We start from the raw sequence: 21,833 nt of genomic DNA, 5'->3' as shown, positions 1-21,833 counted from the left end.
CGTTCTCAGTGTGATGAGCTGTGGATACCTACTTTAATCAATCAGCCTTTTCATCCTCGTTCGCTCGCAGTGCTGTCACGCGACAAGGCGAACGCCTTCGATCGCGCGGCCGAACCGCACAACCCGCTGCGCTTGGGCGCGCGCTGCCGCGCGCGTGGGCTCGCCCACGGGGACGGTGCCGAAGGCGTCGTGATGGGAGGTTCCATAAGGATTGCCGTGCGCCGGGTCGGTGTAGCCGGGCGGCACCAGGATGCCACCGAAGTGAGGCCGGCTGGGTCCGCCGTGAGCACTGCGCCGGCGATCGCCGTGGCTGGCTGACCGTTCTCACGGACAAAGGGCTGGCCGCGCTCAAGGCCGCCGCCCCTCGCCATCTTGAAAGCGTGCGCGAGAACCTCATCGATCTGCTGACCCGAGAACAGATCGACCAGCTCAGAGATATCAGTCAGATCGTCTTGGACCATCTCCTGAGAAAAGATGAGCTCGGCCATCCCCGTAGTGAGCGCACCTAATCGTGTTTCGCGGCTAGCGCCTGTCTGGCTTTGACCTGCTCGTTTGGAGCAGCAGCGGAGCTTGCGCAGGCCAGCGAGACGGCAGGTATCGATGGCTGGAGGGATCAGAGGTCTGCTGGGACGGACACGACACGGAAGACCCGTATCAACCCCTTCCTGAGTCGCAGTACGGTCTCCTCGGTTTCCTCGCCGCTGTCGGCGCAGGCGTCGGGGCCGCAGAACAGTACGCACGAGCGGCCGCCGTTATGTGGACTGGTGAACAGCACACCGTCGAGGGCGAGCTGGGGTAGCCAGCGCAGGTACTCGGTGACGACCTGGGTGGGAACGTACTCGATGTGTTCGCCGCCGTTGAAGGAGACCGGTTCCCGCAGATCAGCGGCGAACGCGCGGAGGAACATCACGTCGAAGAACTGCTCACGGCCTTTGGGGCTGAAGTAGTTCGGGACCTCCGGCAACCCGGCTAGGTCGACCATTCGCAGCGGCCGTACGGCCTCGAACCCCCCGATGACCGCGAACCGGCTGGTGCTGTGCGCGCCGATCTCGGCGACCACGGTCTCGGCGTCGTCGCTTCCGTAGAACATGGAGATCCCGGCCGGGCTCATCCGATTGGCCGACGCCTTTCTCGGTGGAGGTGAGCCCAGGTTCTCCGCGTTGTACTGTTCGACCTGCTCTGGGTTGTCGATCAGGCGGCCGCGGTAGAACACGTGGCCTGCGGGCAGTTCCACGATCGTGTTCTGACGCTTGATGATCTTCACGAGCGTTTCGAGGAGTTCGGTGGTGGTGAAGTCGTCCGGGTGATCTGATGGTTCTTCTGGAAGGGCCAGGAAGACGAACCTGGTCTCGTGTTTGACCTTCTCCTTGAAGATCTCCCAAGCGAGACTGAGGGCCCTGTCCGGTCGCATTTGCCCCGGATCTTCGTTCCAGTCGTCTTCGGGGATGATGTCGGTGATCGCCTCGACAACTCCGTCGCTCAGCATGCCGGAGCACACATCGGTGACGACTTCCCATGTGCTGGAGCGACGGGTGACGTCATCGCTCCAGAACAGGCTCTCCTCCGAGCGTTCATAGAAGAACCGGATCGCGTCCATCACCAGCGGCATGAGGTCCTCGAGGTCCACCGAGGGCGACTCCTCACCGCAGAAGGAGCACTTCGGGGCGGACACCATTTCGGAGAGCTGTTTCCGCAGGTCGTCGCTGAGAACACAGGTCAGGCACACCGCGTGGTCGCCGGTGGCTCCGAAGCCCCGCTCCTCGAGTTCCATCATCCATTTCTTGGCCAGCCCCACGATTCCTCCTTCCGCTTCAGCAGACCACAACGGGGAGCAACGATCAGGAGCGTGGAAATTCGGACCAGACCGGTATCTATTTATCGGTGCGACCAAAACCGGGTAAGTGTACGGACGCGGCTCCACGGTTTAGGTGGCATGGTCACCCGCATGCTTGCCCTGCGGCGCCGCCTGGACCCAGATCTTCACTGCTGGGAGTCCTCACAAACAAGATCGTGTCAAATATTGGCGGAGCGGTACGTGTCACATCCCCTCTGGTGATCCCCTCACGCGAACCTGCGGTGTGGTGCCAGCGCCGATCCTCCGGCGCTGGTGGACGGACGCAGTTCCGCCCATCGAGAGGGAACATCATCATGAAGCACATCCGCAGGATGCTTTACCCAGTCGCCGCCCTGGCGGCGACGGCCCTGCCGCTGACGCTGTCCGATGCGGTGCTGGCCGGCACCGCGCCGACCCAGGCGCACGCCGGCCCAGCCCGCATGGTCGCACCGGATCCGGCTACTTGTCCGGAGCGAGTGGCGTTGGCCAACGGCGGCTTCGAACAGCCCGTCGTCACCGGCGGGGCGTGGGCTTCGTTCCCCGATGCCTCGCGGGGCGGCCCGAACGCGGTGCCGGGCTGGCGGACGACCTCCACCGATCACCTGATCGAGATCTGGAGCACCCGGATGGGCGTCCCGCCCGCCGAGGGAAAGCAGTTCGGCGAGTTGAACGCCACCCAGGTCGCGACCCTGTACCAGGACCGCCCGACCACACCCGGGCAGAAGCTGTACTGGCGGCTGTCCCACCGCGGCCGTCTCGGAACCGACACGATGGCACTGGACATCGGTGATCCCGCGGGCCCGGCCCAGCAGGCGATCGCCTCCGACGGCACCGCGAAGTGGGGCACCTACTCCGGCACCTACACCGTGCCCGCCGGGATGACGACCACCAGGTTCGCCTTCCGCTCCATCTCCGCCGCCGGGGGGAACCCCTCCGTCGGTAACTTCCTCGACGATGTCTTCTTCGGCACCGCGCCGTGCGTGGTCGTGAGCAAGACCGCGAGTCCGCAGGGGCCGCTGGACGTCGGCGAGGAGATCACCTACCGGCTGACCGCGGTCAACAAGGGCGGCGGTGAGGCGGACAACGTCCGCCTCACCGACACCGTCCCGGCGGGCACCACCTTCGTGCCCGGCTCGCTCCAGGTCGTCGATGGCCCCAACAGTGGCGCCAAGACCGACCAGGCCGGCGACGACCAGGCCGAATTCGACCCCGCCACCGGAAAGATCACCATCATGCTGGGCAACGGCGCGACCGCCGTGGCCGGGGGCCAGCTGCCCAACAGTGACGCCCTGCCCGACGGCACCACCGTCGAGTTCCGCGTCAAGGTCGGCCGGGCTATCGCAGGTAAGCAGGCCACCAACCAGGGCACGGTCGACTACGAGAACCGCCTCGGCCCCGACCCTGAGCCGCTGACCTCCACCAGCGGCGACATCGTCACCGAGATCAACCCGGCCGTCGACCTGAGCGTGGTCAAAACCGCCGAGCAAACCCGGGTCACCGCCGGGGGGATGATCAGCTACCACGTGGCCGTCCGCAACGCCGGGCCGAACGACGCCACCGGCGTCGTGGTCAAGGACACGCTGCCAGCCGGGCTCGCCCTCCTGTCGGCAACGCCCTCCACCGGCACGTACGCCGGCGACACCTGGACCGTCGGCACGCTCGCCGCCGGCGCCACCGCCACGCTGACCATCCAGGCCAAGGCCACCACGGTCGCCGAAACCACCAACACCGCCACCGCAAGCGGCAAGGAACTGGACCTCGACCCGTCCAACAACAGCGACAGCGTCAAGGTCTGCGTCGACCCCGCACCCGCCTGCCCGTACTGCAGAACCGAAGAAAGAAGGCTGACCCGCTGAGACCCGGTCAAGCCGCTTACCTGATCCCGCCTTGCCGCGAATCATCCGCGGCAAGGCGGTACCACGCACTGCCTAAAGCGAATAGATGGCTTTGTCCCCGGACGTTATCCGCAGCCGGATGATGCGAGTCGGGCCGACCGTTCTCGGGATCGCTGGCCAAGGAACTGGGCGACTACGACAGTGCCGCATGCTACGAGGGGCGGCCACTGCTCGAGCACACTATTGTGGGTGGGGTACCCCCCCAATTGACGCAGGATACAGTGATAGTCCAACCTCCAAGGTCGATCGAGAAGACTATGAGGTGTTCGTCGCCATAGCCACCGGGGAATTGCCGCTGAGCGACATCGTTGATGGTGGTTTCCGGTGCCGGATAGTCGACGATGACCCAATTCTCGAACTTGTCGAACTGTCCTTTCTCGATCAGCGCGTAGAACTCCTCCTCGGTCATCGACTCCCGACCGGCGGAGGCGAACTCAGCGGACTTCGGCGTGCTGTCGTCCATTCCGTTGATCTGCAAGATTTCCTGAATGGTCAGCCGGCCATCGCGGATGTCGATGGGAGTAGCCGCGCGCGCGGGGGTGACCGCCAGACCACAGACCATCACGCTGGCTGCGGTGAGAACGGCGACGAGCCTGGTCAACCTTGATTTCTTGTTCATAGTCGCCCTTTCGGACCGACAATCGCTTGGATTCGTCCATTTAAACCCGCGAGGAATCGCATCCCCAGGACCAATGGCGGCCGGGAATCTCGGCTAAGTGGACCCTTCGCCCACAATGAATGGGCATCCGCCGTGCCGCCCGGCAGAGCCGGCCGCCGCCGCCTGCTCCCCGCTGTCCCGCCTGTTCGCCAGCCCCCGCGACACCGGCATCAAGGAGCAAACCGGACAGCTGTCCGCGGACTCGCCGCATAAGTCGTAGATCGTGCCAAATCGACGGTTGATGGCCGACCAGGGTTCAGCGCTCGGCCACCCCTGATCGCTTGGCTACGGATCCGGATCATGAATCCGCGCGTATCGAGGAGGAAAGCCAAGCCATGAGATCCCTCCAGAGAGGACTCGGCCGGCGGATCACTGCCGTGATCGTGGCCGCGCTGGTCGCCGCACCCCTGTCGGGTACGGTCGCTCAGGCCGAGACCGCCACCGAGTACCTGCAGAACCCGAGCTTCGAGCAGCCTGGCGCCAACGCGGCCAACCCCACCGGGTGGACGCCAGTGCTGCTAGGGAATGAGAACGCTCCATTCCGATGGGTCGTCCAGACCTTCAACGCGTCCGGTCAGTTTCCGCCACCCAATCCGATCCCGGATGGGCAGTTCGCACTTGAGATGTTCTGGCAGATTGGTGCAAACCTTGGCGTCCAGGGCATCGCCGCCCAGCAGAACGTCAACGTACCGAGCGCGAACGACCTGTTCTTCAGCTACGACGCCGCGCAGACCTTCTACCCCGACTCACGCTCCGCGAACTGGGCCGGCGCGATGGCCGAGGTGCAGTTCACCTCGGGCGGCCAGGTCAACAGCCTGCGCTACTTCCACCCCAACTCGCGCACCGACTACACCGGCTCGCCGCAGGACTCGGCCACGACCAAGTACATCATCGGCGAGCAGTTCACCGGCAACGGCGACTGGGTCGCCAACTCCCGGGATCTCGACGCCGACATCAGAACCAAGTTCGGATTCACCGACTTCACCGTGACCTCGGTACGGGTCGGCAACCTGCAGGACCGCAAGGCCGTCTCCCCGTTCCCCAACATGACGACGTACTGGGACGACGTCGAGCTGACCAAGGGCGGGGTGAACGAGGGCCCGAGCGACCCGCCGCCCGCTGGGGACTGTACGAAGATCAACGGCATCCAGGGCACCGGCGCCGCGTCACCGTGCTCCGGCAAAACGGTCACCGTGCAGGGTGTGGTCACCGGCATCGACGACGAGGTGGGCGCCGACTACGACCGTACCTACCCGGAGGACCGCGGCATCTTCCTGCAGTCGCTGCCGTCCGACGACGACGGCAACCCGGCCACGTCCGAGGGCATCTTCGTCGGGTACGTGGACACGGCCTCCTCGTTCCGCCCCGGTGACGTCGTCCGGGTGACCGGCCAGGTCAAGGAGAAGTTCGGCCTCACCGAGATCGCCGAGCAGATCGGCCAGGAGCCGACGAAGGTCGGCACCGCGGCTGTGCCGGCCCCGGTCGTCATCGACCGGGCGCGGGCCGAGTCGCAGGGCGCCGACAAGCCTTACTACGAGTCGCTGGAGAACATGCTGGTGAAACTGCCCGTGGGTACGGCGAACTCGGGCGGCACCAACAAGTTCGGCGAGCTCTTCCTCACGCCGGGGACCACCCGCGACCGGATCCTGGAGGGCGAGCCGTTGCCGGCATCGCTCCTCGCGCTTGACGCTGACGCGGGTGCGGGCAACCCGGGGAACCCGTACAAGCCGTCGGCTCCGTCCACCACCTACGTCACGGCTGACCTTTTCGACGAGGTGCGTGACGCGACGGGTCCGCTCTCCTTCTCCTACAGCCACTACAAGCTGATGCCCCAGCCGGGCGCGCTGCCGTCCGTCGTGGACGGTCCGGTGGCCTACCCGTACACAGGTGTCACGCAGGCCGCCCCGGGTCAGGTCCGGGTGGTGTCGTTCAACGTGCTGAACTACTTCCCGGTCGGCGTGGGGCTGGACCTGTCCCCGGTCAGCCAGGCCGAGTACGACGAGAAGAAGGCCCGCCTGGCCGACGCGATCGACCGCCTGCTGAAGCGTCCCGACATCGTGGCCGTGCAGGAGGTCTACAACCTGGCGGTGCTCAGGGACCTGGCGAACACGCTCGGTGGGTACACCGCGTACCTGCTGGAGGGCAACGACTCCCGCAGCATCGACGTCGGCTACCTGGTGAAGGACGGGGTGACGGTGTCGAACCTGCGCCAGTTCGACCGGACCACCGCGGGGTGCGACGATTCGGGCCTCGCCTACGACCGGCCGCCGCTGGCTCTCGACGTCAAGGTGTACGGCCGGGAGTTCACGATCGTGAACAACCACTTCAAGTCCAAGGGCGGCAGCGGCGCGTCCGGCGCCTGCCAGCTGCAGCAGGCCAACCGGCTGCGCGACCAGGTGGCGTCGCTGGAGGCGGCCGGCCGTCAGGTGATCGTGCTGGGTGACCTCAACCAGTTCGAGACCGAGGCGCCGCTGGCCGCGCTGCAGACCGGCAGCAGCCTGACCAACCTCTGGGGCAGCGCTCCGGCCGAGTTCCGCTACAGCTCGCACTACCAGGGCGTGCTGCAGACGCTCGACCACGTGCTGGTCACCGACGGGTTGGACAGCGCGGTGGCGGACTTCCGCTACGCGCCGATCAGCACCGACTACGCTGACCGGTTCACCGACGGGCACAAGGTGGCCGACCACAACCCGGCCGTGCTGACCCTTTCCCTTGACGGGATCGCGCCGGTGACGACCGCGACGACCGACCCGGCCCAGCCGGCGAGCGGCTGGTTCACCAGCGCGCTGCTGGTCACGCTGTCGGCGGCCGACCAGGGCAGCGGGGTCGACCGTACCGAGTACCAGCTCGACGGCGGCGCCTGGACCGGTTACGCCGAGCCGGTCGTCATCACCGGCGATGGCTCGCACACGCTGGCCTACCGTTCCGCCGACAAGGCGGGCAATGTCGAGGCCGCCAAGACCCTCGCGGTCAAGGTGGACGCGACCGCGCCGGTGACCACTGCCGACACCACTCCGGTCGGCGGCGTGTCGGTGGTCCTCTCCGCGGCGGACGCGACGTCCGGTGTGGCGGGCACCGAGTATTCGCTGGACGGTGGCGCGTGGACGCCGTACACCCAGACGGTGGTCATCTCGGGTGAGGGCGAGCACGAGCTGCGCTACCGGTCGACCGACAAGGCCGGCAACGTCGAGGAGATCAAGGCCGTCACGGTCAAGATCGAAGACAGCGTCGCACCCACCGTGCTGATCACCGGTGTCGCGGACGGCACCCGGTACGGCGACAGCCTGGACCTGCCGATCGGCTGGGAGGCCATCGACTCCGGGTCCGGAGTGAAGACGGTGACCGGCGCGCTGGATGGGCAGCCGTTCGAGCCGGGCACGCTCAAGCTGTACGAGCTGGCCCTGGGCGAGCACACGCTCACCGTCACCGCCGTCGACAACACCGGCAACCAGACCGTGCAGACGGTGAAGTTCTCCGTCGAGACCTCGACGGACGACATCTCCGCGCTGATCGACCGCTTCGAGGCCGCTGGGAAGCTCAACGCCACCGGGGCCGCGAAGCTGCAGGACCGGATCTCGAAGGTCATGGTGTCGGAGGACAGGGGACGCGAACGGGACAAGAAGAAGATCGTCAAGAAGCTTGAGCGGTTCGTGGAGACGGTCAACGACCCGAAGATCGTCTCGGACGCTCAGGTCAGGACCCTGCTCCTGCGTGACGCCGACGCGCTGATCGCCGAGAACGGCGGCACGTCCGAGAGCTGATCATGGCCAGGGGGTGCCGGGCGACCACGTGGAAACCCGGCACCTCACTACTTATCGGGCGATCGGTGGGGGCGAGGGGTCAGCCGGCAGGCGTCGGGCAGCCGGCGCTCCAGCGTCAGTGCCGAGACGCCGGCCACCAGTGCCACAACCGCGGCCGCGAGGAACGCCGCGGTCGGCGAGACGCTGAGCAGCTGGGCGCCGAACGCCGATGCGATGGCCAGGCCGATCCACCACGAGAGCCCCATCGACGCCATGTACCTGCCCCGCAGACCCGCTGGCGCGAGATCGGCGGCGAGCGGCATCAGCACGGTCGTGTGGAAGCACTCGCCGGCGCCGACCAGGACCGCTGCCACGAACAGTGCCGGGATCGCCAGGTCCGTGCCAGTGCCCGCGGCGAGCACGAGCAGGCAAGCGGCGACGAACATCCACGCTGCCAGCGCCATCATCACAGCCCGCCGGCGGCCCTCGGCGAACACGGCGATCGGCACCTGGGCTACGACCACCGTGGCGGCGTTGGCGAGCATCAACAACCCGATGAGCTGCGCGCTGATGCCCACCTCGTCCTTGGCGTACGGCGGTACGAGCCAGGTGAACACGCCCCAACCGACCGCGATCATCGCCACGTTCGTCAGCGCGAGCTGGACGAACGCGCGGTCACGAACCACGAGCCGGTACCCGCCCGTGATCGGCTCCGGTCGCGCGTCCTCGCGCACAACGGCGATCAACACGCACACATAGATCAGGTAGGTCACGCCGTTGGCCAGGAACAGCGCCACGAACCCGGTCAAGCCGTACGCCGCGACGAGGCCACCGACCCCGCCGCCGATCCCGACGCCGACGTTGGCGGCAACCCGCGAGACCGCGTTGGCGCGATGGCGCAGCTGCGCCGGTGCGAGCGTCGCGACGAGCGTTGACTGGCTTGGGTTCAGAGCGCCGTTTCCCGCGCCCGCGATCGCGGCGGCCACGAACGCCTGGGCAGGCGAGTAGACGAACGCCAGGCCGGTATATCCGGCAGCCAGGACAACCCCGGCGCCCGCGGCCACGGCACGAGCCCCGAAACGGTCGATGAGCGGGCCGGCCAGCGGCGCGGTCACCACCGCGACACCAGTGATCAAGCCAACCACGAGACCGGCGACGCCGAGACTGAACCCGCGACCGTCGTGGAGATAGATGACCTCAAAGGGTAGGACTGCGCCGTAGCCGACGTAGTTCAAGAAGATCCCGAGCACCACGAGCCACAGCTCGCGCGGAAGCCCTAGGCGGGCGGCGGCCCTTGCGGCGTGTGCCAGTTGGCTGCGTTGAGCCTCCCGTACGAGGTCGGCCTGGCGCTGTCTGGCGAGCATGCGGTTGATCTCGTCCACGCACCGACCGTCGGGTCTCCCATTACAGGAGGGTCAAGCCCGTGTGGTGCGGAAGATTGGCCAACCGACCTCGGTCAGGTGACGGGACTCGTCATCGGTGTCGAACGCGGTGACCAGGTAGTGCTCGCGAATCGGCCCGTCCACGCCGATCTCACGCTCTGCCACGTAGGTACCGAGCGCGCCGTAGGTCTGGTCCAGACTGCCGAAGTCGCCCTTGTGCACGGCCACCGCCAGCTCCGCCGGAGGGATCTCCAGCATCCTGGTCCGGCCGCCGGCGCTCACCTCATCCGTGATCGGGATGTACGCGACGACCTCGCCGCCGGCCTCGAACGCGAAGTACTCAGCCGAGTACAACGCGGCACGAGGTCCGGCCGGCGACACGACCGCCGCTACCAGCGCCGCATCCAGCTCCCGGAAGGCCCCGTCCCACCATGCGTCCAGTTCGGGCATCGACACATGCTCGGAGATCGCGAGTGCCCGCACCGGGCCCACCGACCGGTGCTCAACCGCGATGGGCGCGGGCGGCCGTTCCAGCAACGATCGCAACGAAGCGACGACGGACTGCGCCTGCGCAAGCTGTGACTCCATCCGCTGCAGGTGCGCGACCATTACGCGGTTCCGAGACTCGACATCCGCGGCCTGCAACACCTCCTTGATCTCGTCCAGTGGCATGCCGAGGTCCCGCAATCTGCGGATCACCTGCGCGGTCGGCACCTGACTCGGCGTATAGAAGCGGTAGCTGGAGACCGGGTCGACCTCGGCCGGTTCAAGAACCCCCATGTCGTGGTAGTGCCGTAGCGCCTTCACACTCAAATGAGTCATCCGGGAGAAGTCCCCGATGGTCAGTCGCACCCACATGGCAGGAATTATCGACCCAACCTCGCCAGGGAGAGTCGTGAATGTGACCAGCTCTACGGGTGAGGGTTAGTCCGGCCGGTGCGGGTCTCCTGTTCGATCCACCCTCGCAGCGTGGCGACGCACTGGTCGTTGTACGGCTCCAGCCACTGCCGGAAAACCCTGCGAGTGGTAAGGGGGAGAGAGAACGCGGGAACCCGAGTCCAACGTGGCCACCCCTCCGTGGTCTCCCACCGCAGATCGATCTTGCCCGTCCAGGTACGGCGAATCTCGGTGATTCGCTCGGTCGGGACTCGACGAGTCCACATCACCTTGTGCACCCTGACCTCTGTGTCGGTGCAGGTGATACCGAACAGAGGCGCCCGTGCCACGCGTACGACACCGACCGCCAGCAAGGGCACCGAGACGACCGCCACCGCACCCAACTCGACCGGCGAAGCCCGTACCAGATGCTCTAGCCGTAAGGCGCTGTCCTCTGCCCCCAGGACCACGGCCGACCAGAGCAGGCCGAGCGCCATTAATGCCAGGCCCGAAAGGGCCAGACCGCCACGCACGATCGGATGCGCCCTCAGCTTCATGTTTTCATGATGAGCGGTGAGTAGCGTCCTCCGCCTTGGTGAAGGCGTCCGCGATATCCCGGGCGGCCTGGTCGGCGGGTACTCCTCAAGGCCGGCTGCCGCCGCTTACACCGGCGCTACGAACGCCGTGCGGACCACTTCGCATCCTTCGTCGCCGCCCTCATTTGCTACCGCCGACTCTCACCGTGCTCGGCGCACCATCTCGGTGATCCAGATAGGCGCGAACGGAGACGTGCAGCCCGGGGGAGTCGGGTAGTCCTTGAGCACCTCCAGGCGCTCACCGATGTCGAGCGCACGGACGCGGTGCTCGGCGTGATCGATCCCGATCTGAGCCAGGCAATGGTTCATCGCCCACTGCAGCCGATCCGGGGCGTCTTTCATCTCCGCCTCGATGACGTCGAGCAGCCCCGCGAGGTCGAGGCTCTCGGGCTTCTTCGTCACGCATTCGGTGGTCAGCGCCCAGCCGGCACTCGCGACCACTGGATCCGGATCGGCGAACCAGGCCAGGCGCAGCTCTTCGGAGTGCGGGTTCTTCTTCACCACGTAGTTCACGAGCCAGTCGTGCACCTTGGGTTTGCGCGCCTCGCGCAGCATGACGTCCAACTCGTCACGCCCGAACGCCTTCGGGCGGCAGATCAGGATCGCCAGCAGTCTCGCCGCGGTGTCACCGGTCTCCCAGAGCTGGCACGCGAGTTCCTGCTGCGTCTTCAGCCGCTTCGCGACCGCCCGCAGCTTGCTGAGGTTCACACCGTGATCGTCACCGTGTTTCTCGTTCACCTCGCGCGCCCTCGGGTCCTCGAGCCCGGCCAACTCGGCCATCACCTCGGCCACCGTCGTCTCGCTCAGCGTCGCCTCAGCCACCTCAGCCTCCTGTCCATCACGCGCGAGATTCAGCCTACGACGGAAGTCGGCCGCTGTCGTACACGCCGGTTCGGCGGTCCGGGTTCAGAAGCGGCCAGTCGAGTTCGAAGAGGGTGTAACGGCCCCGCCACGGACGATTCGCGCAACCGGTCCCGCGTGCACTGCGACAGCCGTACGCGCGGGAACCGGATGCACGTCGCCGCCTATCTGGCACGGCGAAGGGGGGTTAGATCAACAAGGGCGGAAGTGGTAGGCGGGCTCCCAGTTCACGTCCAGCCACCGGTTGTCCACCGGGTGGGTCGGGCTGAGCACGCTCCACGTTGAGTTCAGCCGGACCGCCACCGCCCCGCCCGACTGGTTGTTGCGGATCCAGCCGCGGGCGTGCCAGTCGTAGAACGAGTAGTCGCCGCACTGGTACAGGTCGTAGATCTTCCAGGTGTTGATGTTGTTGTCCTGATAGTCGAGGACCGCGATGCAGACCCGCTGGAACGGGCAGCTCGGCAGGTAGGAGGGTGCGCTGACTCCGCGTGCTCCCGTCGCGTAGTGCGGCGCCGGAACGGCCTGGCCGTTGCCTCCGATGGTGGGATTCGGGTCGAACGCGGCGGCCCCGGCCGACGCCGGAGCGACGAACAGCGTCGCACCTGCCAGTAATGCGGCGGTCGTCGCGACGAGCTTTCTGATCATGATTGCTCCCTTTCGATCGCGGACGTTGCGAACACCAGATCACCTCCCGAGAACGCCCAGGCGTGCACGATAGGCCGGCATTTGTCCGTGATATTGGGAACCCTGTCCGTCAGACTGGGCGGCCCCGCCGACCACGCGGGCGCTCACCCCGCCACGCAATGTGCCGGTCGGGCCCGACCAGGAGCAACGCGGCTCCTTAGCCCGCCAGCGGCGCGGCTCAAATAGCTGCCCCTGCGCTACGACCCAACCTTCGAACTCTCAGTACGCCCCAGTCGCCTGCTCCTTCGTCTGAGCCTCCACCAGGCGTCGCACCAATAGAGGGTGGCGCTTGGTTGCCGTGCGCTGGGCCGGGTGCGCCGCCGAACCTCCATTCCGGGGTTGGAACGGATCTTCGAGCGGCCCACCCGGCCATCGCCTCGTTCGCGCCCCACGTCGTCGGGACGGGGGCGTGTTGAACGCGCGGGCTAGGAATACCAGGTGACGAGGCCGATGCTCTTCCCGGACTTCGCCTTGGCGGCACGGAAGATTTCCGACAGAGGCACGAAGGTCGTGAACATCCCGTTGCACTGCTCGCCGGAGGTGTTCGTCCCGCCGTCCATGACGATGCCGACTCCGGCCTGATTCACCGGATCCCAGAGCGGCCCGCCGCTGTCGCCCGGAGCAGTGCAGACTTTGGCGCTCACCGTCAGCGGAGTGACGATGTCCACCGCTCCACAGCGCGTTCCCGGCATACGGTTCGCGGGCGCGCCAGAAGACCCCCCTTGCGTGCTCGACGTGACCCCGGTCCCGGTGCCGGTGGTGCAGAGGTACTGCCCGATGTAGATCTCACTCGCGCTGAACATGCGAGTGATCGCGTGTGCGGTGTAGGTGCAGGAGTGGCCGGGCATGGCCGACGTGCCCGGCGTGCAGCTGCGGAACTCGGCCACGCGGTTCTGGCCGAGTCTTCCGGCATGCCAGTAGGTCACCCAGTTGTCCGATCCGCTGGTGCGATAGGGAATGATCGCGTAGTCCCGCGGTGGGGACCACTCCGCGATCGAGCCGGGCACCTCCTGCCCCACCGGTAGCCCGTTGTGGACAGTGATGTCGGCGATGCCGTCATGCTTGTCGTTGAGGATGCAGTGTCCCGCAGTCAGCACGTACATCCACCCGCCGTCGGTGACATTGAAGCCGGAGGTGCATCCACCCCACGTGCTGCCGCCGGTGCTGTCCCGCTGGATGTCGAGACGAATCCCGCCGCGCATCGGCGAATCGCAGGCCAGCGGGGAGCAGTAGGTGCTGGGGTAGGCGGATTTCAACTCGCCACGCGCGGGTCTCGGCTTGACCACCACCTTCCCGGGCTCGTCGTCGATAACGCGTTGAGCGTCGGCGGGCATCGACCGCGTGCGGGCTTCCGCCGGCTCCTTTAGTAGGACGACCTGGTTGCCGGGCACGTCCACGCTGACGTCGGCGTCATGGCCGAGTGTGCCCGCGAGCCTCTCGCGTGTCGCCCGAAGCTCGGCCAGGGACCACCGCGCCTTGTCGGCCCGTACGGCGTGGCGGACGCGGAGACCGGCCAGGTCGGTGGCGAGGGCCGTGGGTTCGGTGGCCTGAACGACCACCGTCCCACCGTTCTCCTGATCCACCCAGAGGCCGGCGTAGACGCCGGGGTGGCGGCCCTCCAGGTCTTTGCTGAGCTGAGGCAACATTGCCTGGAGTTCCAGCCGCCTTCTCGCCTCTTCCGGGGTAATGCCGTAATCCCGGGCCATATCCCCGATGACACCCGCGAGTTGCGCCGCACCGGGGGCTACGGCCTCGACGGCGGATGGCTGCCAGCCGGTCGGCGGCTCGTCCCTGACCGAACCCAGGGCACCTGAGGGAATCGCGACCACGGCCGCCATCGAAACGACGGCGACAATGACTCTGCTGCGTTTCATTCGATTTCCTCGCTAGCAATAGGGGGCGGCAAAGAACTGATGCGAACTGATTTCGTCGTTCCAGCCGAGGCCCGGGATCGCGCCGTCGTTACGCCCGATGTTCAGATACGCGATCGCGTCGCCCTTGCACAGGACTATGGTCCCGCCGTCGAGACTGCCGAAGCGGCCGAAGCGGATGTCGTTGTACTGCCCGTGGTTGTACGCCGACGACGCGGCGTTCTGAATGAACTTGTACGTGGCGGAGAGGTCCTCGTACCACGCTTGCGAGTTGTAGAAGCCGACACCTCTCCCGGTGAACTCCGAGTGTTCCCACAGGCATACATATCCGAGCGGGCAGGCGCTCTTTCCTGAACCGCTGGGCAGGTAGATGTAAGCGGCGGCGGCCTGGGCAGGCAGTCGCACGAAAGCGCCGGCGACAAGGACACCGACCACGGAAACCGCAGTCAGGATCACCCGCCGTAGCCGTCGTTTCCCCTTAACAACGACCATCGGTCCCTCCCTCGGAATTGCGCACGATCCCTCGCATGCCGTCTCCTCTCTTTCGGCCGCGGAGGGGCGCACCCGTCGCGCTCCCCCAATGCCGACAATGGTGAGCGAGGGTCCGCATATTTGCCGTACATAGGGGGTTCATTCGCCGTACATGGGCATTTTCTTGATGTCTTCAGGGCGGCCGTCATATGCGGAAGGCCCCGAATCCGCGGGACACTCTTTTGTCTTGGCCGCTAGCGCAAGGCGCTACGCCTGGAAGAAAACACGTCGCGCTACCGGAGACCTGTGTCCGCATCGGGCGCGGTGGTCGCTGCGGTTGTGGCCGACACGGTCGCCTCGTTGGCGCGGCCGCCGTCGCAGCGCCAAAGCGCGTTCCTAGCAGGGCCTATACCCCACGTATACCGACATGTCCGAGACTCAGCCCGAGGGATATGGCAATCGGCACCAGTGCCCATTCGAAGGACAGTGAGGGACCTCGATGAAACGCCTCATCAGCTCTGTGACCGTCTTCGTCTCCATCTTCGCCGCCACACCGGCAAGCGCGGCCGAGATCAAGTACGAGCTCCGGCCGCTGAACAGCGGCAAGTGTCTGGACGTCGTCAATGGGTCCCGGGCCAACGGCGCCCGGATCCAGCAGTGGACGTGCAGCGGCAACTCGCAGCAGAAGTGGTACATCCGGAGCGCGGGCCACCCCAGCGGCGAGCTGTACACGATCGTGTCGGCGCACAGCGGCGCCTGCCTCGACCTGCGCGATGGCAACCCGCGCAACGGGGCCGTAGTACAGCAGTGGACCTGCTCCGGTGGGTACAACCAGAAGTGGTGGCTGACCTGGGACGCTGGCATGGGCGCGTACCGCATCAAGGCCGACGTGGGCCAGCTCTGCCTGGACGTGACCGGCGCGTCCACGGCCAATGGCGCGTACATGCAGACCTGGGAATGCTTCGCCCCCGGCACCCGCAACCAGCGCTTCCGTCTGGTCGCCTGACTCCGGCGCAGTGGCCGCGGAAGGCCTCTTCCAGCCACCAGGACGGCGGCCGGCCGCGGCCTTCGCGTCGATAATCAAGCAGTTTCCTGACCGCCGACCTTCGCCTACGATCGACGCCGAGATGGCTCGCCGAGATGTGGCTGGCGGCCGGGCGGCTCGAAACCGCCGCCAAGGCACTCGACCTGACCGACCTCTACCTCGGCACCTACGGCCAGCGCTACCCCGAGGGCCTGCTGCTCCTGCTGCGGGCACGCCTGGCCCCCGAGGCGGACGTCCGGGCCGCCCTCGAACGGGCCCGGACGCTGTCACTCGAACGCGAGGCGCACCTGTTCGTCCAGCGCGCCGATCATTTGTTGGGACGACGGCAGTAATAGACCAGCGCGGGCGGGACGTACGCTCAGTTTCCGCTTTTCTCTTTGACGGCCCAATAGTGGATGAGCAGTCCGATGCCCCAGGAGACAATCGACCACAGGGGCCAGAAGAAGTGGTCGGAGTCCCACACCCACCACACCACGACCTGGGCCAGGTTGGACAGGACGTAGCAGAGCGCGTGGATCCGCAGACCCCACTTCCTGGCGCTTTCGCTTTTCGTATAGGTCATGGCCGCAGGTTAAATCGGCCCAGTTGATGACTTGTGAATCACTCGTTCAGTGATCGTCAAGTGCCCGGGATCTACATTGGCCGCGTGAAAACGACAAGTTGAAAGGCACACATGATGACGACGACTCGCCGAGCGGTGCTGGCCGGATCCGCCGCGGTCGCGACCAGCGCGGTCCTGGGAACGTCTGAGGCACAGGCACATCCCCGTCCCGGAAACAAGCCCAAACCCACGGTCGTGCTCGTGCACGGCGCGTTCGCCGACGCGTCCGGCTGGAACGACGTCGCCGCCAAGCTCCTCCGCGACGGCTACCCGGTCATCGCCCCAGCCAACCCGCTGCGCGGCGTGGCCTCCGACTCCGCCTACCTGGCCAGCATCCTCACCACCCTGACCGGCCCGATCGTCCTGGCCGCCCACTCCTACGGCGGCATCGTCGTCACCAACGCCGCGACCGGAAACCCCAACGTCAAAGCGCTCGTGTACGTCGCCGCGTTCGCCCCCGACCAGGGTGAGTCCCTCCTCCAGCTGCAGACACAGTTCCCCGGCAGCAAGCTCAACGAGGCGGCCCTCGACTTCCGCCCCTACGCCGAGGGCCTCGTCGACGGCTACATCAAGAAGGAGTTCTTCCACGACGTCTTCGCGGGCGACGTGAAGGAGTCGACCACCGACCTCATGCACGCCGGCCAGCGACCCGCCGACGCCCGCACGCTCGGCGAGCCGTCGGGCGCCCCCGCCTGGAAGACCATCCCCTCCTACTACCTCGTCGTCAAGAACGACCAGGTCCTGCCCGCCGCCGCGCAGCGATTCATGGCCAAGCGGGCCAAGTCAGAGGTCCGCGAGGTCGGCGCCTCCCACGTCGCGATGATCTCCCAGCCCAGCGCGGCGGCAGACCTCATCAGACATGCCGCCCGCTGAACGCGGGCGGATCCTGGACGACGAGCAGTTCCTCCGCCTCGCCGATTACGGCGAGGCGGAGCAGGTCGAACCCGGCCAGGACCTGTACGCCACCGGCGACGACTCCTACGACTTCTTCCTGCTCACGACGGCGGAAGTGGACATCGTCCGGGAAGCGACGGCGATCGAGCCGGAACGGGTGATCTACCGAACCCGCCCCGGCGACTTCCTCGGCGAGCTCAGCCTGCTGACCGGTCAGCACGTCTACCTGACAGCCCGGGTGGTCGCCGCCGGGACGGTCGTGAGAATCGGCGCGGAGCAGCTCCGCCGGGCCATCGCAGAGCAGGTGGACATCGCCGACGTGCTCCTCGCGGCGTTCCAGGAACGACGCGAGGTCATCCGCGCGTCCGCCGGTGGCGCCCTGGAGATCGTCGGCGAGCCGGACACCGCGGCGACCCTGGAGCTGCGCGCCTACGTCGAACAGCTGCTCCTCCCACACACCTTCCGCCGTCCCGAAAGCGCGCTGATGACCTCGGCCGGACTGACGGCCGACGACCTCCCGGCGGCGATCGCCCACGGTTCGGTCGTGCGGCGCGCGACCTCCGGCACGCTCGCCCAAGCACTCGGCCTCACCTACCGGCCCGGCGACCGCCCGGTCGACCTCGTCGTGGTGGGCGCCGGCCCGGAGTCGGGCTGGCTGACCGGCGTCGCCACGGCCGACGACGGCTTCATCCGTACCGAATCGGCCCTGCCCTTCCAGACGAGCGCGCCCCGCGTCTTCGCGGTCGGCGACCTTCGGTCGGGCTCCACCAAACGTGTGGCCACGGCCGTCGGCGAAGGGGCGAGCGCGGTCTCGTCCGTCCACACTGCACTCGCGGGAGATTGACATGGATGTAGCGGAAATCCTCGAAAAAGTACGAGACACCACCACGGTCCGGCGCGCCTTCGGCGAACCGATCACCGTTGACGGCGTAACAGTCATACCCACAGCCTGGGTCGGCGGGGGCGGCGGAGGCGGTGGGGGCCACGTCGACGGCGACCAGCCCGGCGAGGGCTCGGGCGGCGGCTTCGGCGTGGGAGTCGTGCCGACCGGCGTGTACGTCATCAAGGAGGGAATCGTCCGTTGGCACCCGGCGATCGACTACAACAGGATCATCCTGGGCGGCCAGATCGTCGCCGTCGTCGCCCTGCTGACCATACGCGCCATCATGCGCCGACGTGGATAGGGCTCTACCTGCTCCGAAACCGCTCAAATCGGATAATCAAGCAGTTCCCTGACCACCGACTTTCGCCTACCATCGACGCCGAGATGGCTTCCACCGGCGGACATCTGCGGCTGCAGATTCTGGGTCCGTTGCGGCTCTGGCGGGACGGCGTTGAATTGGACGCCGGGCCCCGTCAACAGGCGTACCTGCTCGCCCTGCTGCTCGCCCGGGCCGGAGAGCCGATCAGCATCAGCGAGCTGATCGATCTGATCTGGGGCCAGGACATCCCTGCCTCGGCCGTTAACATCCTGCAGAAATACGTCGGCGCGCTCCGGCGCCTCCTCGAACCCGAGCTACCTGCCCGAGGGACCGGCTCCTACCTGCAGCGGCGCGGCAACGGGTACCTCTTCGCGGCCGGGCCCGGCGTCCTCGACGTCGTCGCGTTCCGGGAGCTGGTCGAGGCGGCCAGGGCCGCGACCGCCGAGCACCGGCCTGATGTGGCGCTCAACCGGTATGTGGAGGCGCTGGGGATCTGGCACGGACCCGCGGGAGACGGGCCGGCCCGCGGGCCGGCGTCCACGCCCGTCTTCGGCGCATTGGACAATGAGTTCTTCGGCGCGTGCGTGGCGGCGGCGGAACTCGCGCTGTCGCTGGGGCAGCCCGCCCGCATACTCCATTCGCTGCGCCTCGCCGCCTGGATGGCTCCGCTGCACGAGAACGTGCAGGCGAGTCTCATCTCCGTGCTGGCCGCCGCCGGACAGCAGGCCGACGCCCTTGCGCTGTTCTCGGTGGTCCGGGTCCGGCTTGCCGAGGATCTCGGCATCGATCCCGGCCCGGCGCTGGTGGCCGCGCATCGAGGGGTGCTTGGGCCCGTACACGCCAGGGAGACGCCCCCTGTCGCCACTCGCCTGGTCGGACGGGACGAGGAGCTCTTGGTGCTGCGGCAGGCGGTCGGCGCGGCGCTCAGCGGAGGTACCGGGCTCGTCCTCGTCGAGGGAGAGCCCGGCGTCGGCAAGACCCGGCTGCTGGAGGACGCCGGGGCCGAGGCGGAGCGGCGCGGCGCGCTCGTCATCTGGGGGCGCTGTCTGGACGGAAAGGGCACTCCGTCGATGTGGCCGTGGGTGCAGGTCGTCGGCGCGGTGCTCGATTGCCTGCCGGTGGCGACGCGGGCAGAGTGGCAGGCCGGTGACTTGGGTCGCCTCGTGGTGCCCGACCGGGCGGTGTCCGGTATACCGGTGCTGCCCGACAGCGGTGCCCGGTTCCGCCTGTTCGAGGGAGCGGTCGCCCTCATTGGCCAGGTCTCGGCCCGGCGGCCGGTCGTGCTCGTCGTTGACGACCTCCAATGGGCCGACGTCACCTCGCTGGAACTGTTCACCCACCTTGCGGACCGGCTGCCGGGCGGCACCGTGGTCATCGGCGCGCTCCGCGACCGCGCGCCCGTACCAGGCTCGGAGCTGGCGCGGATGTTGGCCGCAGCGAGCCGGTTGCCCTGTCACCGCCGGATCGGGCTCGGCCTGCTCCGTCCGGACGAGGTGACCGAGCTGGTCCGCAGAGAGACCGGCCGTGACCCCGATCCGGACGCCGCTCGCAACATCCATGCCCGCACCGCCGGGAATCCGTTCTTCGTCCGGGAACTGTCCCGGCTCCTCGCCGACGACGGTGTGCTCGGTGACGGGGTGCCGTCCACGGTGCGCGACGTCGTGCGCGACCGGATCGCCGGACTGGACGACGACACCGACCGACTGTTGCAGCTCGCGGCGCTGATCGGCCGCGACGTCGACCTCACACTGCTGGCGCGGGCCGCTGATCTGGACGTACCGGAATGTCTCGACGGCCTCGAACCGCTGGAGGCGCTCGGCCTGCTGGAACCGTCCGCCGGTGACCCCTACACGTTCCGGTTCGCGCACGACCTGGTCCGCGAGGCAGTCGCCGGGACCACGTCCCAGCGGCGGCTGACCCGGCTCCACCTGCGGGTGGCGGACGCGCTGGAGCGCACGTCCCCCGACGATGAGTCGGTGGCCGAGCGCCTCGCGCATCACCTGTGGGCGGCCGGGCCGCTGGCCGATCCGAGCCGGACAGCGGCGGCGCTGGTCCGCGCGGGCCGTTGCGCTGGCAACAAGTCCGCGCTCGAGGCGGCCTCCGGCCATCTTCGGTCGGCCGCGCAAGTGGCCCGGACGGCGGGCCTGGCCGAACTGGAACTGTCCGCCCTGGCGCTGCTCATCGCGCTCGACGGGATGCGCGCCGGGTACGTCGGCTCGGCGCTGGAGGTGCTCGAACGCGCCGAGCACCTGGCCCGTGACCTTGGCCGGGAACGGGAGGCCACCGACTTCCTCTTCTCCCGCTGGGCGGCGTACTCCCAGGGCATCCGGCTCGACCGCGCCGGTCGGCTGGCGCACCGGCTGCTCGTGCAGGGCGAGGCGTCCGCCGACCCAATCGTGCGCACCTACGGGCTGCATGCCTGGGGCATCCACCAGTGGGATGTGGGGAACATCGGCGAAGCGCTTCGATACCTGAGCCAGTCGGCCCCGGCCATGCTCGATGAGATGGTCCGGCGCCAGGACGACCCGCTCCGGCACGACCTGCAGCTGCTCTCACCCGTGATGCTCGCGCTGATGACCGGGCTGCACGGCGACGTCGACGGCGCCCGCGCCCAGCTCGACCGGCTGGAGGCCGCGGCGGACGACGATCCGTACGTGGTCACGGTCTGCGCCGCATTCGCCGTCACGGTGGCGGCGCTGGCCGGCGACCCCGTGTGGGCGCGCAGCGTGGCGGAGCGGGGGATCGCGCTGGATCCCGAGTTCTCCTTCGTCTTCCTCGGCAGCTACCAGCGACTGGCGCGGTGCTGGGCCCGCGCGGTGACCGGCGACGACCCGGTCGGCGCGGCGGTGGAGGCACAGGCGATCATCAATGCGGCGCTGTCCGATCCACCGCGCTCGGGCCTGGCCACCTGGTACGGGCTCCTCGGCGAGATGTGGCTGGCGGCGGGGCGGCTCGACGACGCGGAGAAGGCCCTTGGCCGGGCCGACGTGTGTCTCGACACCTATGGCCAGCGCTATCCCGAGGGCTTCGTGATCCTGATGCGGGCGCGGCTGATGGAGGAGAGGGGCGCGCCCGCCTCGGCCGTCCAGGCCGTAGTCGAACGGGCCCGGACCCTGTCCCTGGAACGCGAGGCACACCTGTTCGTCCACCGCGCCGATCAGATGTTGGGACGACGGCAGTAATAGACCAGCGCCAACGGCAGGTTGGCCCAGAACCGCCGCGC

Annotated in this window: 20 protein-coding genes and 1 pseudogene; 10 read left to right on the top strand and 11 right to left on the bottom strand. The window is 67.6% G+C overall.

What is annotated here, in order from left to right; all coding sequences use genetic code 11:
* Positions 1-50: 50 nt before the first annotated feature.
* A complete protein-coding gene (locus Amac_RS23485; protein WP_155356546.1) occupies positions 51-488 on the bottom strand; it encodes a hypothetical protein in 438 nt (145 codons plus the stop codon).
* A 125-nt stretch (positions 489-613) separates the two neighbouring features.
* Positions 614-1,795 (bottom strand): HEPN-associated N-terminal domain-containing protein, encoded by a 1,182-nt coding sequence (locus Amac_RS23480; protein ID WP_155356545.1) that lies wholly within the window; start codon positions 1,793-1,795, stop codon positions 614-616.
* A 353-nt stretch (positions 1,796-2,148) separates the two neighbouring features.
* On the opposite strand from Amac_RS23480, the gene Amac_RS23475 reads away from it, so the two are divergent.
* Positions 2,149-3,690 (top strand): CLIPPER-2 domain-containing protein, encoded by a 1,542-nt coding sequence (locus Amac_RS23475; protein WP_218041245.1) that lies wholly within the window; start codon positions 2,149-2,151, stop codon positions 3,688-3,690.
* A gap of 190 nt (positions 3,691-3,880) precedes the next feature.
* On the opposite strand, the gene Amac_RS23470 is transcribed toward Amac_RS23475, so the two are convergent.
* Positions 3,881-4,348, bottom strand: coding sequence for a hypothetical protein (locus Amac_RS23470; protein WP_155356544.1), 468 nt, complete (start codon positions 4,346-4,348; stop codon positions 3,881-3,883).
* A 115-nt stretch (positions 4,349-4,463) separates the two neighbouring features.
* Between Amac_RS23470 and Amac_RS55300 the strand changes: the two genes are divergently transcribed.
* The gene (locus tag Amac_RS55300) at positions 4,464-4,607 is read left to right on the top strand and encodes a hypothetical protein (protein ID WP_155356543.1); all 144 of its coding nucleotides are present in this window, start codon (positions 4,464-4,466) and stop codon (positions 4,605-4,607) included.
* 115 nt (positions 4,608-4,722) lie between these two features.
* The gene (locus Amac_RS23460) at positions 4,723-8,148 is read left to right on the top strand and encodes an OmpL47-type beta-barrel domain-containing protein (protein WP_155356542.1); all 3,426 of its coding nucleotides are present in this window, start codon (positions 4,723-4,725) and stop codon (positions 8,146-8,148) included.
* 47 nt (positions 8,149-8,195) lie between these two features.
* Here Amac_RS23460 and Amac_RS23455 read toward each other — a convergent pair whose 3' ends face one another.
* From Amac_RS23455 to Amac_RS23445, 3 genes are read right to left on the bottom strand one after another with little or no spacing between them, the layout of a single operon-like run.
* Positions 8,196-9,509, bottom strand: coding sequence for an MFS transporter (locus Amac_RS23455; protein ID WP_155356541.1), 1,314 nt, complete (start codon positions 9,507-9,509; stop codon positions 8,196-8,198).
* A 33-nt stretch (positions 9,510-9,542) separates the two neighbouring features.
* Entirely contained in the window at positions 9,543-10,367 is an 825-nt protein-coding gene (locus tag Amac_RS23450) for a MerR family transcriptional regulator (RefSeq protein ID WP_155356540.1), read from the bottom strand.
* Between the two features lie 53 nt (positions 10,368-10,420).
* Complete coding sequence (locus tag Amac_RS23445; RefSeq protein WP_155356539.1) at positions 10,421-10,942, bottom strand: hypothetical protein; 522 nt, start codon at positions 10,940-10,942, stop codon at positions 10,421-10,423.
* A gap of 72 nt (positions 10,943-11,014) precedes the next feature.
* Here Amac_RS23445 and Amac_RS54490 point away from each other — a divergent pair.
* A pseudogene (locus tag Amac_RS54490) lies at positions 11,015-11,125 on the top strand (IS5/IS1182 family transposase); the annotation flags it as partial.
* On the opposite strand, the gene Amac_RS23440 reads toward Amac_RS54490, so the two are convergent.
* The 4 genes from Amac_RS23440 to Amac_RS23420 form a co-directional block, all read right to left on the bottom strand.
* Positions 11,123-11,761 carry a DNA alkylation repair protein gene (locus Amac_RS23440; RefSeq protein WP_218041250.1) on the bottom strand — a complete coding sequence of 213 codons (639 nt, stop codon included), beginning with the start codon at positions 11,759-11,761 and terminating at the stop codon, positions 11,123-11,125. The pseudogene Amac_RS54490 and the gene Amac_RS23440 sit on opposite strands and share 3 nt — an antisense overlap.
* A 273-nt stretch (positions 11,762-12,034) precedes the next feature.
* A complete protein-coding gene (locus tag Amac_RS23430; protein WP_155356536.1) occupies positions 12,035-12,487 on the bottom strand; it encodes a hypothetical protein in 453 nt (150 codons plus the stop codon).
* Positions 12,488-12,951: 464 nt separating this feature from the next.
* Positions 12,952-14,400 carry a trypsin-like peptidase domain-containing protein gene (locus Amac_RS23425; protein ID WP_155356535.1) on the bottom strand — a complete coding sequence of 483 codons (1,449 nt, stop codon included), beginning with the start codon at positions 14,398-14,400 and terminating at the stop codon, positions 12,952-12,954.
* A gap of 12 nt (positions 14,401-14,412) precedes the next feature.
* Positions 14,413-14,889, bottom strand: a complete 477-nt coding sequence (locus Amac_RS23420) for a peptidase inhibitor family I36 protein (protein ID WP_155356534.1) — start codon at positions 14,887-14,889, stop codon at positions 14,413-14,415.
* A gap of 478 nt (positions 14,890-15,367) precedes the next feature.
* On the opposite strand from Amac_RS23420, the gene Amac_RS23415 reads away from it, so the two are divergent.
* Positions 15,368-15,874 carry an RICIN domain-containing protein gene (locus tag Amac_RS23415; protein ID WP_155356533.1) on the top strand — a complete coding sequence of 169 codons (507 nt, stop codon included), beginning with the start codon at positions 15,368-15,370 and terminating at the stop codon, positions 15,872-15,874.
* Between the two features lie 134 nt (positions 15,875-16,008).
* Positions 16,009-16,245, top strand: a complete 237-nt coding sequence (locus Amac_RS23410; protein ID WP_155356532.1) for a hypothetical protein — start codon at positions 16,009-16,011, stop codon at positions 16,243-16,245.
* Positions 16,246-16,271: 26 nt separating this feature from the next.
* Here Amac_RS23410 and Amac_RS23405 read toward each other — a convergent pair whose 3' ends face one another.
* Complete coding sequence (locus Amac_RS23405; RefSeq protein ID WP_155356531.1) at positions 16,272-16,475, bottom strand: 2TM domain-containing protein; 204 nt, start codon at positions 16,473-16,475, stop codon at positions 16,272-16,274.
* Positions 16,476-16,586: 111 nt separating this feature from the next.
* Between Amac_RS23405 and Amac_RS23400 the strand changes: the two genes are divergently transcribed.
* From Amac_RS23400 to Amac_RS23385, 4 genes are all read left to right on the top strand, one after another.
* Positions 16,587-17,387: an alpha/beta fold hydrolase gene (locus tag Amac_RS23400; protein WP_218041244.1), complete on the top strand. Its 801-nt coding sequence runs from the start codon at positions 16,587-16,589 to the stop codon at positions 17,385-17,387.
* Positions 17,374-18,252 (top strand): cyclic nucleotide-binding domain-containing protein, encoded by an 879-nt coding sequence (locus Amac_RS23395; RefSeq protein ID WP_155356530.1) that lies wholly within the window; start codon positions 17,374-17,376, stop codon positions 18,250-18,252. The genes Amac_RS23400 and Amac_RS23395 overlap by 14 nt, the downstream gene beginning before the upstream one ends.
* Before the next feature lies 1 nt (position 18,253).
* A complete protein-coding gene (locus tag Amac_RS23390) occupies positions 18,254-18,592 on the top strand; it encodes a spore germination protein GerW family protein (protein WP_155356529.1) in 339 nt (112 codons plus the stop codon).
* 83 nt (positions 18,593-18,675) lie between these two features.
* Positions 18,676-21,792, top strand: a complete 3,117-nt coding sequence (locus Amac_RS23385) for an ATP-binding protein (RefSeq protein ID WP_155356528.1) — start codon at positions 18,676-18,678, stop codon at positions 21,790-21,792.
* The last annotated feature ends 41 nt before the right edge of the window (positions 21,793-21,833 follow it).

Source organism: Acrocarpospora macrocephala (genome assembly GCF_009687865.1).
In the GTDB taxonomy this organism is placed as follows: Bacteria; Actinomycetota; Actinomycetes; order Streptosporangiales; family Streptosporangiaceae; genus Acrocarpospora; species Acrocarpospora macrocephala.
The sequence above is the reverse complement of the archived record's forward strand: the minus strand, read 5'-3'. Positions and strand labels throughout refer to the sequence as shown.